The organism is Alicyclobacillus fastidiosus (assembly GCF_026651875.1).
In the GTDB taxonomy this organism is placed as follows: Bacteria; Bacillota; Bacilli; order Alicyclobacillales; family Alicyclobacillaceae; genus Alicyclobacillus; species Alicyclobacillus fastidiosus.
Genome location: NZ_CP104067.1, coordinates 2,120,186 through 2,132,460 on the forward strand (window position 1 = coordinate 2,120,186; position 12,275 = coordinate 2,132,460).

13 protein-coding genes are annotated in these 12,275 nt (G+C 57.6%); 10 read left to right on the forward strand and 3 right to left on the reverse strand.

Annotation, left to right across the window (positions count from 1 at the left end):
- Window positions 1–15 precede the first annotated feature (15 nt).
- Both holA and NZD89_RS10510 read left to right on the forward strand, forming a co-directional pair.
- Window positions 16–1,029: a DNA polymerase III subunit delta gene (gene holA / locus NZD89_RS10505; protein ID WP_268007672.1), complete on the forward strand. Its 1,014-nt coding sequence runs from the start codon at window positions 16–18 to the stop codon at window positions 1,027–1,029.
- 20 nt (window positions 1,030–1,049) lie between these two features.
- Complete coding sequence (locus NZD89_RS10510) at window positions 1,050–1,340, forward strand: small, acid-soluble spore protein, alpha/beta type (protein WP_268007673.1); 291 nt, start codon at window positions 1,050–1,052, stop codon at window positions 1,338–1,340.
- Window positions 1,341–1,368: 28 nt separating this feature from the next.
- Here the strand turns inward: NZD89_RS10510 and rpsT are convergent, their stop codons facing one another.
- Window positions 1,369–1,644, reverse strand: a complete 276-nt coding sequence (gene rpsT / locus NZD89_RS10515; RefSeq protein WP_268007674.1) for a 30S ribosomal protein S20 — start codon at window positions 1,642–1,644, stop codon at window positions 1,369–1,371.
- Between the two features lie 108 nt (window positions 1,645–1,752).
- On the opposite strand from rpsT, the gene gpr reads away from it, so the two are divergent.
- A complete protein-coding gene (gpr, locus tag NZD89_RS10520) occupies window positions 1,753–2,805 on the forward strand; it encodes a GPR endopeptidase (protein WP_268007675.1) in 1,053 nt (350 codons plus the stop codon).
- Between the two features lie 134 nt (window positions 2,806–2,939).
- On the opposite strand, the gene NZD89_RS10525 is transcribed toward gpr, so the two are convergent.
- Complete coding sequence (locus tag NZD89_RS10525; protein ID WP_268007676.1) at window positions 2,940–4,025, reverse strand: citrate/2-methylcitrate synthase; 1,086 nt, start codon at window positions 4,023–4,025, stop codon at window positions 2,940–2,942.
- A gap of 114 nt (window positions 4,026–4,139) precedes the next feature.
- Between NZD89_RS10525 and NZD89_RS10530 the strand changes: the two genes are divergently transcribed.
- Window positions 4,140–5,036 (forward strand): LysR family transcriptional regulator, encoded by an 897-nt coding sequence (locus NZD89_RS10530; RefSeq protein WP_268007678.1) that lies wholly within the window; start codon window positions 4,140–4,142, stop codon window positions 5,034–5,036.
- Window positions 5,037–5,141: 105 nt separating this feature from the next.
- Here the strand turns inward: NZD89_RS10530 and NZD89_RS29300 are convergent, their stop codons facing one another.
- Window positions 5,142–5,903: a lytic transglycosylase domain-containing protein gene (locus NZD89_RS29300; RefSeq protein ID WP_284285346.1), complete on the reverse strand. Its 762-nt coding sequence runs from the start codon at window positions 5,901–5,903 to the stop codon at window positions 5,142–5,144.
- 197 nt (window positions 5,904–6,100) lie between these two features.
- Between NZD89_RS29300 and NZD89_RS10540 the strand changes: the two genes are divergently transcribed.
- From NZD89_RS10540 to grpE, 6 genes are all read left to right on the forward strand, one after another.
- Entirely contained in the window at window positions 6,101–6,583 is a 483-nt protein-coding gene (locus tag NZD89_RS10540) for a hypothetical protein (protein ID WP_268007680.1), read from the forward strand.
- Between the two features lie 46 nt (window positions 6,584–6,629).
- The gene (locus NZD89_RS10545; RefSeq protein ID WP_268007682.1) at window positions 6,630–7,301 is read left to right on the forward strand and encodes a cation efflux transmembrane domain-containing protein; all 672 of its coding nucleotides are present in this window, start codon (window positions 6,630–6,632) and stop codon (window positions 7,299–7,301) included.
- 142 nt (window positions 7,302–7,443) lie between these two features.
- Complete coding sequence (gene lepA / locus NZD89_RS10550) at window positions 7,444–9,252, forward strand: translation elongation factor 4 (RefSeq protein ID WP_268007684.1); 1,809 nt, start codon at window positions 7,444–7,446, stop codon at window positions 9,250–9,252.
- 5 nt (window positions 9,253–9,257) lie between these two features.
- Window positions 9,258–10,439, forward strand: coding sequence for a radical SAM family heme chaperone HemW (hemW, locus tag NZD89_RS10555; protein WP_268007685.1), 1,182 nt, complete (start codon window positions 9,258–9,260; stop codon window positions 10,437–10,439).
- A gap of 81 nt (window positions 10,440–10,520) precedes the next feature.
- Entirely contained in the window at window positions 10,521–11,558 is a 1,038-nt protein-coding gene (gene hrcA / locus NZD89_RS10560) for a heat-inducible transcriptional repressor HrcA (RefSeq protein ID WP_268007686.1), read from the forward strand.
- Between the two features lie 58 nt (window positions 11,559–11,616).
- Window positions 11,617–12,174: a nucleotide exchange factor GrpE gene (grpE, locus tag NZD89_RS10565; RefSeq protein ID WP_268007687.1), complete on the forward strand. Its 558-nt coding sequence runs from the start codon at window positions 11,617–11,619 to the stop codon at window positions 12,172–12,174.
- Window positions 12,175–12,275 lie beyond the last annotated feature (101 nt).

Consider the following 12,275-nt stretch of genomic DNA (forward strand, 5'->3'; position numbering starts at 1 on the left):
CGGGGGGCGTCTTTTTTGGATTATACGACGGCATATGATCAGCTGAATTCAGGTCAGGTTGCACCTGTTTATATTTTGTATGGAGAAGAACTCTTCTTTATGGATCAGTTTACTCGCAAGTTGACCGAGATGTCAGACGGACAAAGCTGTGCGCGCTTTGACTTCGAAGAGGACGGGGTGGAGGAAGCGTTGCTCGAATTAGAGAGCGTTTCTCTCTTCCTCGCGCAACCCGTCGTGGTCATCCGAAACTGTACCGCGTTTCTGAGCCAGGGGAAGGCGGGAACGCAGGCAGATCTGTTGGAATCCTACCTGCAAAACCCGGTCAGCCAGAGGACGCTCGTGATCACGGTGAACGGGGACAAGCTCGACCAGCGCAAGAAGGTGACAAAGGCGGCAAAACGGCACATCGTGGTGGATTGTCAGACACCGAAGCCACCGGTTGCCATACGCATCCTGAAACAGGAATGCAAGCGAATGGGGATGCAGATGGCCGACGATGCCCTGGAAGAACTTTGGCGCCGTACGGGGACCGTCACTCGTGCCGGGAATGAATTAGAGAAACTGAGTATTTATGCGTTGGGGCGATCTGTCACCACGCAGGATGTTCAGTTGCTGGTCGCAGAGACGCTCGAGGAAACCGTCTTTGATTGGGTAGATCACGTCACCCAAGGACGCATCGCCGAGGCGTCCTTCAAATTGGCGGATATGGCGCGCCAGGGATATGATCCACTTGCGCTCATGGCGATGCTCGCGAGGCAGTTCCGCATGATGTGGTTCGCCAAGGCGCTGTCGAAGCGTGGCATGCGCATCGAGGACATCGCGAAGGAGGCCAAGGCACATCCGTTTGCGATGAAGGTGGCGGACCGACAGGCGCGGAATTTTGCGTTGTCAGATCTGGAATCCCTCATCCGAAACGCGGCGGATTTTGAGTTGGATATCAAACGGGGTCGGCGCGATGCGCAACAGGCCATCGAACTGTTGATGCTTTCGTGCGCGGGGAGTACGAGTACTTTTCGGCGGGCAAAGTAAGCTCGAGGGGGTGCTTACGGATGGCTGAAGCAGCCGGAGGGCATCGGGTCAAAACCATTGGCCCGGATGGCAAGCTCCGAGTCGTTGAAGGAATGGCGCCCGCAAAGCCAGAATCGGCGGCCAAAATCGTGGCAGATAAACTGCATGTAGACTACAACGACGATGGAAGCAATGCGCAGATGAAGGCGAGCGATGCCGGGAGAATCGGGGGCAATCTAGGGGGGCCTATGGTTCGGAAGATGGTTCATCTCGCGCGCCAGGAGATGGCCAACCAACATGTGGAGTCCCTGATTCGGGCCACAAAAAAATAAACGACCCGGATTGGGTCGTTTATTTCAATTACGCGTTGGTTGCCACGAGCTCGTTGAAGTGCTTGGTCAAGCGGGACTTTTTACGCGAAGCGGTATTCTTCTTGATGATACCCTTGGTCACAGCTTTATCCAATGCACGAGTGGCGGTCAAGAGAGCCTCACGCGCTTGTTCGACGTCCTTAGCAGAGAGCGATGTCTCATACTTTTTGATCGTCGTGCGAAGCGCAGACTTCATTGACGTATTCCGCAACGTTTGACGTTCCGCAATGCGGACACGTTTCTCTGCAGATTTGATGTTCGGCATACATGGTTCACCTCCAGTTGCACAAAACCGGCATCTTTACAGACGAAAGTGAGTTTACCACATCGGCCGAAGCCTAGCAAGACGGACATGCAGAAATGAGGTGGGTATGTGAACAAGGAAATTCGAGTTCAGATTCACGGCGAACCTAGAACGGTTCTGCTCAAGGAACGACATCGACCGCTGACCAGTTACAGCCCGCGTACCGACTTGGCGATGGAGGCACATGAACTCGCTCGCCACGGGGGCAGGACTCTGAGCGGCGTGGACGAGTCGAGGGAGGAGTTTGACGGCATCGGCGTGACCCGCGTCAGAGTGCGCACAAAGGTCGCGGAACGGCGTCTGGGAAAGCGCAAGGGTACGTACGTCACCTTGGACATTCCGGGGCTTAGGCGGCGTGACCCTGACCTTCAAGAACGCGTGACACAAGTATTTGCGGACGAGTTGAACCGCTTGCTCGACGTTCCGGAAAACGGCTCGATTCTCGTCATCGGGCTCGGCAACGAACACGTGACAGCCGACGCCCTCGGACCGATGGTCGTGACGAAGTTGTTCGTGACGCGCCATTTGTTCGAATATATGCCGGAGGTCCTTGGCGACGGAAAGGGGTATCGCTCCATTGCGGCGGTGTCCCCCGGTGTATTAGGGCTTACCGGCATCGAGACGAGCGAGATCGTCAGAGGGATTGTGGAGCGCGTGAAGCCGGACGCAGTCATTGCCATCGACGCGTTGGCGTCGCGCTCCTTGAACAGGGTGAACGCGACGATTCAGTTGTCAGACAGCGGGATTCAACCAGGGGCTGGTGTGGGGAACAATCGCAAGGCCCTGGACAGGGAGAGTTTGGGCATTCCGGTCATCGCCGTCGGCGTTCCGACCGTGGTGGAGGCGGCTACCATCGCCAATGACGCCATCGAACTCGTGCTCAATCAACTCCGTGCGCAAGTTCCTGGCAACGCCGCAAGTGCGCTCTTCGATCAGCTGTCGACAGGGGAGAAGTGGCACCTTGTGCGAGAGGTGTTGGAGCCCATGGAGAACAATCTCGTGGTGACCCCAAAAGAGGTAGACGACTTCATGGAGGATGTGGCGTATGTGGTCGCCAAAGGACTCAACATCGCCTTACACCCCTCGATGACGATGGAGGACGCAGATCTCGTCACGCACTAGGCGCGCGATGGACTTCCGCGCGACGCGCGCAATCGGCACAACAGGCAGGCTGTCACAGGCGAAACGCGCTTGCGACAGCCTGCCTGTTGTCATGCTTTTTTCATTCGTGCGGCGCTTTGCTCTGATGCGACACATCACCGCGTCGACACATAGACCGCTTGCGGGCGGATCAGCTTGTCACACTGCCGCTGTTCGAGGATGTGCGCACACCAGCCAGCCATGCGACTGGTTGCAAACGTGGCGGTGAACAGCGAGTGCGGGATGTCGAGGGATCGCAAAACGCACGCGGCCCAATACTCTACGTTCGGATGCAGCCTGCGGCCCGGTTTTGCAGCCGCCAACAGTTCCACAGCCCGTCGCTCGACGGCTTGTGCGAGCACGAGGCTATCCTGGCCAGCCAGCGAGTTTGCAGCGATGTTGTACAGAGCCTTTGCCCTCGGGTCCACGGTGCGGTAGACGCGATGGCCGAATCCCATCAGTCGCCGGCCGCTCGCCAGTTCTTGCTCGAGCCACTCGTCTACGCGTGCGGGCGATCCGATGGCGTCGAACATGTCGAGGACGAGGCTCGGTGCGCCGCCGTGCAGCGGTCCTGTCATCGTCATCAGCGCGGCTACGAGCGCACGCGCCGTGTTCGCGCGCGTCGACGCCGCGACACGCCCCGCGAATGCGGACGCGTTAAGGCTGTGTTCCATCGTCAGAATCATATACGCTTCAAGCGCCTGCACCTCTTCTCTAGTTGGCATGAGACCGCCGCGAAGCAGGTAGAGGTACGTCGCGACGTGACCAGCGCGAATGTCCGGACGAGCCTTGGCCAGCCCGTGCTGATTCGCGTGGTGCCGCAACAAAAGAACGGGAAACGCGGCGGTATACCATGCGGGCGTCCTTGCGTCAGATTCGTCCGAGCTTTGCGCTCTCATGCACAGAAGGCCAATGGCGGCAGCGTTCATGGCGTCGAGCGATGGAGGTAGGTGGTCGATCACGTCGAACACCTCGCTCGCCGCCTGTCGCCCGCAAAAGAATAGCTCGTTCAGGGACGTCTTCTGCTCGGCCGAAGGCATCTCGCCATACCACAACAGGTACGCCACGTCCTCGTAGTCGAAGTGGCCGACGAGATCGGCTACAGCTCGGCCACGATAGGACAATTTTCCAACTTCTCCGTTTACTTCGGACAGCTCCGTGCCCGCCGCAACGACATCTTGCAATCCATTTACCCATGCCATACAAACCACTTCCTTTCGCCGATAGTGTATGGCAAGGGAGTGAATATGTATAATGATTAAATGTGATTAGATTGATTATGTATGATAATTAGTATGAGCGGTTGGGTGATTAGTATGGAACTTGAGTGGATTCGCACCTTTCTCGTCGCAGCAGAGGAGGGAAATTATCATCGTGCAGCAAAGCGGCTACATATCGCACAGCCGACGGTCTCGCTGCACATTCGCAAGTTGGAGCAAGCCTTCGGTGTCACCTTGTTCGAGAAGTCTGGTCGAACCGTGGAACTCGGTACCTCCGGTCGCAGGGCGCTGATACACGCGAAAAAGCTGTACAGCGACTACCTCGAGAGCCAGGAGGACCTCGCACGCTATCAACAGTCGTATGACGAGACGCTGACGGTGGCGGTCTCGCCGATTGTCGCCTTAACGTTTCTCTCGCGTTGGTTGGAAACCATGCAACGCACCACACCGACCCTGCAGTTCAACCTGCTCGTCGTCGATTCGGCGGACGTCGTACAGCTCATCGAGTCGCGTCAAGCAGATCTCGGCTTTTCTCGCGTGCAGTCGACGTCGAAGCTGGTGACCAGCGCTCCCTTGTACGCCGACCCAATTCGGTTCGTCATTCCCGCCTCCGATGTCGATCACGACGGCCCTCCCCCCTCCCTCACCGACATTTTCTCGACGTATCCCATGATCACGCACAACCATCCAGGTTTTTGGGACGATTTGGTGGTTCGGCTGCGTTCTGCGCATCCTCGCATGCGGACGATGCGGGTGAGTCAAGCGCATGTCGCGCTGCACTTCGTCGAACAAGGACTGGCCACCTCCTGTCTACCAGCCTCTATCATTCGGCAATCCGTGTTGTGGGGGAGAATTTTAGAGATGCCGCATCCGGAGGTAGAGTTGCCCATCGCCCATACCTATCTGGTCAGCCGGGACCTCTCGGGCATGGCTGCCGCGTTTGCACAGACCGTCGAAGGTTATATGGAGAGCCATTGGGAAAGTGTCGGCTAGGACGGGTGACGTGCCGGTGGTGAACGCCCGCATCCCTCGCCTGCCACCAAAAAAGCCGCTCGTCCCCCTTGCGGAGGAAGCGGCTTTTTTGGTGGTTTGGCGGCCTTAGAGCGAGGCGTTCTTCAGGATGTTCTGGACGTAGTTTTGCGTCTCCTGATAAGGTGGTACGCCTTGATACTTGGCGACGGCTGCGGGACCTGCGTTGTACGCGGCCAAAGCGAGCGGCACACTACCGCCAAATTGATTGAGGAGTTGGCGGAGATAGCCCGCGCCAGCATCGATGTTCTGTGCGGGGTCAAACGCATTGGTGACGCCCAGCGACGCTGCGGTACTCGGCATCAATTGCATCAGGCCCTGTGCCCCACTGCTTGAGAGGGCGTTTGGGTTAAAGCCGGATTCCTGTTGTATGACTGCGCTCAAAAGCGACGATGGCAAGTCGTACTTCGCGGCTGCCGTGTCGACGAGCGACGCGATGTTTCGCGTCGTGGACGAAGCCGTCGTGGCGCTCGTGTCGGCCGACTCCTCGGAGAGCGAGACTGGCGCTGCGGTTGTTGCGGCGTTTGTCGTGAAGTTTGGCAACAGCGACAAGAGGCCCGTGAGGGAATCATCGTAGGTTCCTGCTGTGGCGCTACTCAAATCGTCCGCCGCGTCAGCGACACCGCCCTGCTCGCTTGCGAGCCCTGTGATGCCCGCACCTGGCAGCAGTGTCCCCTCCTCGCTGGCGAGCAGCTCGAGGGTCTCTTCGAGGATGGACTGAAATACCTGATTGGAAGATTGCCATTGGCTCACGATTTGATTGCCAACTGGCAACTGTGACGCCGAGCTCGCGTTCGCTACCACCGGGCTCGTAATTGGTGAAACGCTCATCTATGAACACTGCCTCCACACTAGATTCGTGCCCTTTTCAATTCTTTTTATCCACGTCCCATTCCTGCATGGATAACGCTTCGAATCAAATCTTCGAAATCAAACATCTGATTGAGTGATAATCTACTATTTCCGTGCATAAGGTTTAGTAGAAGCCTGACAGGGACAGGCCAGAAGGCGCAAAGGGGTGCATGGAAATGAGGAAAACATGGGTGAGCGTACGCCGCCGGGTCAAGCAGATAGTCGCGGGCGGCCTCTTCGTTGGATTGCTCATCGGAGCAAGCGGAACGGTCTTCACCGTCTTCGCAGAGGCGATTAGTCACCTGGGCTCGACCCCTTCCTCGCTATCCGTTGTGACAACGCCTATACAGGAGTTGCCACCGGTGACGGGCGGTACCCAGAGTACCCAGAGCACACCCGACGCGAGTGTGCCTTCTGGCTCGGATGCGCCCTATCAACCTCCTGTCATGGAGTACCCGAACAGCAATCCGTCGTCGGGCGTAGATTCCACCGCTGACACCCCGTCCGACGACAGTCCGAACCCTGATGAAGACGGCGTCAACAGCGCCCTGGCCGCAGCGATGGCCACCGGGGGCGTCTACCTCGGGGAACATCTTCAGAGCGCGTTCGGATCTATGCTCAAAGGCGTTCTCGACACGCTGTTCATCAATACGAATTGAGCCTTCGCTTGTGTGTACAGCGCGCAGCGGATAGGAGGGAGCCCGCGTGGCCAGAGGACCGGTAACACACCGGGATAGATTGTTGAAAGGCGCCATGGAAATTGAACTGATATCTGTCGGCTGGATCATGACCGAGGCTATCTTGGCAGCGATTGCGGCGTACCGAGCGGGAAGTCTCTCGCTCTCCGCCTTCAGCGTCGACAGCTCGATTGAACTGTTGAGCGGAATGATGCTCGTCGTCCGACTGTACGTGGAGATTCAGTCTGGCGAGGAGATGGCCGCCGGCCACAAAGTGGAGCGCTGGACGAGCGGCGTGATTTCGCTGTGTCTGTTCACGCTCGCTGCCTACATCTCCTATCGCAGTGGCCAACTCCTCCACGTGCGCGAAGGCAGTGCGATGACGCTGCTCGGTCTCGTCACGGCTGCGGCCAGCAGTGTGGTCACGCCTTGGCTCGCTTGGCAGAAACTGCGCTACGGCCGACTCTTACATAGCCCGAGTCTGATTGGCGACGCGATGTGCGGCTTTACTTGCGCGTCGATGTCGTGGACGCTGTTACTTGGCTTAGGATTGAATAGTTTGTTCCACTGGTGGTGGGTCGACGTCGTCGCGGCGGTCGGGATTCTTTATTTTATTCTCCAAGAAGCGTGGGAGTCTTGGCACAGTTTTCAGTCGGGTGAACCGCACGTCCACGACCACAACCACTTTCACAGGCACTGAGTCAAGTAGGGTTCGCCGGGATGGGAATTTGGTCGGTTATTGCGAAGTGCTTGTTGGCGACTTCGAGCGAATGCTATACTGTGACGAGCAAGCCGCGTCCTTGGCGCGGTTTATTTTGTGGTGCGGCACAAGGAGGAATACCGTGTCAAACGCTACTCGCCAGTCGCGTATCCGTAACTTTTCCATCATTGCCCATATCGATCACGGCAAGTCCACACTGGCGGATCGGATTCTTCAACTCACCGGTGCGGTGAGTGACCGCGAGATGCAAGATCAACTGTTGGACCAGATGGACCTGGAACGGGAACGCGGCATTACGATTAAACTACAGGCCGTCCGCTTGACCTACAAGGCCAAGGACGGAGAAGAATACGAACTGAACCTGATCGACACGCCGGGACACGTCGACTTTACGTACGAGGTGTCGCGCAGTTTGGCCGCCTGCGAGGGGGCGTTGCTCGTCGTCGATGCGGCGCAGGGGATTGAAGCGCAGACGCTCGCCAACGTCTACCTCGCACTCGACAACGACTTAGAGATCCTGCCAGTCATCAACAAAATCGACCTGCCAAGCGCTGAGCCGGAGCGGGTGCGCGGGGAGATCGAGGACGTCATCGGGCTCGACGCGAGCGAAGCGGTGCTGGCATCCGCGAAGTCGGGCATCGGCATCGCAGACATCCTCGAGCAAATCGTCGCGAAGGTACCAGCGCCACAAGGCGATTCGGACGAGCCGCTACAGGCCTTGATTTTCGATTCGCACTACGACCCCTACCGGGGTGTCATCGTCTACATGCGCGTGTTTAACGGCGTCGTCAAACCCGGCATGCGCGTGCGGATGATGGCGACTGGCAAGGAGTTTGAAGTCGATGAAGTCGGCGTGTTCAGCCCGCGCATGACGCCAATCGACGCGTTGTACGCCGGCGACGTCGGCTATCTCTCCGCCAGTATCAAGAACGTGCGCGACACGCGCGTGGGCGATACGGTGACGGAAGCCGGACGGCCGACGTCAGACCCCTTGCCTGGCTACCGCAAGACCAATCCGATGGTGTTTTGTGGGCTCTACCCAGTGGACAGCGCGGACTATCAGGACTTGCGCGAGGCCCTGGAAAAACTCGAGTTAAACGATGCGGCGCTGACCTACGAGCCAGAGACGTCAAGCGCGCTCGGATTCGGATTCCGCTGTGGATTTCTCGGGATGCTGCACATGGAAATCGTGCAAGAGCGGCTCGAGCGGGAGTACGGGTTGACGCTGATCACGACCGCACCCAGTGTGGTTTACAACGTCTACCGCACGGACGGCAGCATGACCGCTGTCGACAACCCAAGCGAGATGCCGGAGCCGGATCGGATTGAGCGCATCGAGGAGCCGTACGTGCGCGCGTCCATCTTCGTCCCGAAGGACCACGTGGGCGCGGTCATGGAGCTCTGCCAGGAGAAGCGCGGCCAGTTTCACGACATGCAGTACCTCGACGAACTGCGGACCACCATCATCTACGATTTGCCGCTGTCGGAAATCGTGTACGACTTCTTCGACCGCTTAAAGTCGTCGACGAAGGGCTATGCATCGTTCGATTACGAGCTCGTCGGGTACCGCGAGTCGAAGCTCGTCAAGATGGACATCTTGCTCAACGGCGACGTCGTCGACGCCCTGTCGTTTATCGTTCACCGCGACAAGGCGTACCCGCGTGGGAGATCGCTCTGTGAAAAGTTGAAGGAGCTCATCCCTCGGCAGATGTTCGAGGTTCCCATCCAAGCTACCATCGGCAATCGGGTGGTCGCCCGCGAAACGATTCGCGCCATGCGCAAGAACGTCCTCGCGAAGTGCTACGGCGGCGACATCTCGCGCAAGCGCAAGCTGTTGGAGAAGCAAAAAGAAGGTAAGAAGCGCATGAAGCAAGTGGGGAACGTGGAAGTTCCGCAAGAGGCGTTCATGGCCGTACTGAAAATGGAGTGAGGGACTTGAGGCAAACTGTGGAAGATCATGACAAGTTTGCGACGCCGACATCGCTATACGTGCATATCCCGTTCTGCAAGAGCCGCTGCTTCTACTGTGATTTCAACACGTACGTCGCCCCGGACGCCGTCATGAACGACTACGCGACGGCGCTTGGCAGCGAGTTTTCACAACTCACACAGAAGGCCTGCGAGCCGCTGAAAACCGCGTTTTTCGGCGGAGGGACGCCGACGTTGCCAAGTCTTCATCTGCTCGAGCGCATGCTGACATCTCTGCATGCGCATTTTTCTTTTGCAGATGGTGCGGAGTTTACGTTCGAATCGAACCCTGATTCGATAGACGTGGAGAAATTGCGGCTCTTACGCGATTTCGGCGTCAATCGCTTGAGTTTTGGCGCACAGACGTTTCGCGACAGGTTGCTCTTGACCATCGGCCGTGCGCACGATGCGCGAACGGTCGTCGAGAGCGTGGAAATGGCCGCGGCAGTAGGCTTTCAACACGTGAACGTCGACCTCATGTTCGGCTTGCCGGAACAATCTCTCGCCGACGTGGAGCATTCGTTGGACCAGGTGTTGGCTCTTCCAATCGATCACGTCTCCGCCTATTGGCTGAAAGTGGAAGAGGGGACACCGTTCGGGAAATGGCGCGACATGGGGCAGTTGCCGCTGCCGGGAGAAGACCTCGAGGCGGATATGTATGAAATGGTGCGCGAGCGCCTCCAGAACGCAGGATTTACACACTATGAGATCAGTAACTTTGCCAAGGCGAATGGCCAGGCGCAGCACAATCTCGTGTATTGGCGAAACCAACCGTACTTGGCCGCAGGGGCAGGCGCCCACGGATATGTCAAAGGCGTGCGGTACGAGAACGTTCGCAAGCTGCCCGACTACATCGCGAAGTTGAAAGACGGGGCAGAGCCAGTCGCTGAATCGTTTGTCGTCTCGGGGCGAGAAGCTGCCGAAGACATGATGATGCTCGGCCTGCGCCTGGCCGAGGGCGTGTCGAAGGCGGCGTTTCGCGAGCGGTTTGGCGTCACGATGGAGGAGATCTACGGCACAGGAATCGCGCACCTTTGCGAACAGGGACTGCTCGTCGAACAGAACGGGCGCGTGTCCATTCCTAGCGCGTACTGGCCTGTCGCCAATGCCATCTTTGAGAAGTTCGTGACGGTTGGCGGAGCTGATTGACAACAGGCGTTAGCGTTGCTATTGTCAACTCATGGGCCTTAGCACTCGCGTGAGGAGAGTGCTAACAAGGAGGCGAGAAGAGTGCTGACAAACCGGCAGCAACTGATTCTGAGTGCAATCATTGAGGATTACGTTCGCATGGCTGAACCAGTTGGCTCACGGGCGCTCGCCAAACATGAACAAATCCAGTTTAGCCCCGCCACGATTCGAAATGAAATGGCTGACCTCGAGGAAATGGGGTATTTAGCACAGCCGCATACGTCTTCTGGACGCGTTCCATCGCAGAAAGGCTATCGATTTTACGTCGATCACCTGATGTCGCAAGATCCTGTCGAAATGGACTCGGCGGCCGCGGCGTTGCGCTCGTTTTTCACCCAGCGCATGGATGAGATGGAGCAAGTGGTACGCGAGATGTCGACGGTTCTATCGACGCTGACGAGGCAGACCGCCATTGTCCTCGGACCGAAAATGTACACGGACAAGGTCCGAAAAATTGAGTTGATCCCGCTCTCGAAGGGGCGAGCGGTCGCCATCTTGGTCACAGATGCAGGGCACGTGGAAGATTGCACCGTCCACCTCCCGGAGGATATCCGGGTGGAGGACGTCGAGTCTATGGTCAACGTGCTCAATGACAAGTTGGTAGGCATACCCGTCTCGAAACTTCGTTCAAACCTATACAGCAAGTTGGCAGAGGAACTCACGAGGACCGTCGAACGCTATGAAGATGTACTCGCAGTTGTCGAAGAGATTTGCCAGGTAGGTCATCGGGGTGAGCCGGTGTACATCGGCGGCGCAGCAAATATGCTCAGTCAACCAGAATTCCATGACGTGGGGAAGGCGCAGCCGCTATTGTCCCTGCTCGAAGCCGGACACACGGTCACGCAGTGGTTGCCACTCGAGGGACTTGGAATCCAGGTGCGCATCGGCGCCGAAAATCCTGAGGGTCCGCTGCAGGATTGTGCAGTCATCACGACGACGTATAGTTTGTCTGGTAAACCAGTGGGACATATTGGTGTGTTGGGGCCGACTCGCATGGATTACGGTCGCATCATGCGAATTCTCGACTATACGTCGAGGTCGATGACGAGCCTGTTGACGCGGTGGACGGAAGGTAAGTGAACCCCGCGGCGCGAGCTTGGAGCCTGCTGACCATTGGATGAGGAAAGGGTGTTCGATTTTGGCTGAAGATGCAAACGAAGTACAAAGTGAGGCTGCACAACAGGACGTTCGGGATGTAGAGGACGTTCAGGTCGAAGGCGCACAAGAGCAGGCAGAAGAAACCGCCAGTGCCGAAGTTGAGCTAGATCCGAAGGATGAACAGCTCGCCGAACTCCAGCAGCAATTGCTTCGCACGCGGGCCGACTTTGACAATTTCCGCCGTCGCACGCGCGCTGAGAAGGAAGAGCTCAGCCAGTTTGCGACCAAGAAACTCCTGGCCGACCTGTTGCCGGTGATCGACAACTTCGATCGGGCGATGGAGGCCGTCGGCGACGCCGATGAGCAGATTCGGACGGGCATCGAGATGGTGCACCGCCAGTTCAGCGCCGTGTTGTCACAGTACGGCGTCGTGCCGATGAACGCAAAAGGGGAGGCGTTTGACCCGAACCGCCACGATGCGGTCATGCAGGAAGCCGCTGACGGGGTAGAGCCGAACGTCGTTCTCCAAGAACTGCAGCGGGGCTACCTGTTGCACGACAAGGTATTGCGCCCGGCGATGGTCAAGGTGAGCGTGTAACGCGGCTTCGAACGAACGCGTTCATCTACTTATGTAATGTATTATTTCGCGTCCGAGCGGTCCTTTGACCGCGCTTGAGGACAATGCCTAGAACAAGTAAT

What these genes read in the sequence shown, in the direction of transcription:
- NZD89_RS10510 (WP_268007673.1), top strand. Translation starts at nt 1,050, where the DNA reads ATGGCTGAAGCAGCCGGAGGGCATCGGGTCAAAACCATTGGCCCGGAT.
- rpsT (WP_268007674.1), bottom strand. Translation starts at nt 1,644, where the DNA reads ATGCCGAACATCAAATCTGCAGAGAAACGTGTCCGCATTGCGGAACGT.
- NZD89_RS10525 (WP_268007676.1), bottom strand. Translation starts at nt 4,025, where the DNA reads ATGGCATGGGTAAATGGATTGCAAGATGTCGTTGCGGCGGGCACGGAG.
- NZD89_RS10530 (WP_268007678.1), top strand. Translation starts at nt 4,140, where the DNA reads ATGGAACTTGAGTGGATTCGCACCTTTCTCGTCGCAGCAGAGGAGGGA.
- NZD89_RS29300 (WP_284285346.1), bottom strand. Translation starts at nt 5,903, where the DNA reads ATGAGCGTTTCACCAATTACGAGCCCGGTGGTAGCGAACGCGAGCTCG.
- NZD89_RS10540 (WP_268007680.1), top strand. Translation starts at nt 6,101, where the DNA reads ATGAGGAAAACATGGGTGAGCGTACGCCGCCGGGTCAAGCAGATAGTC.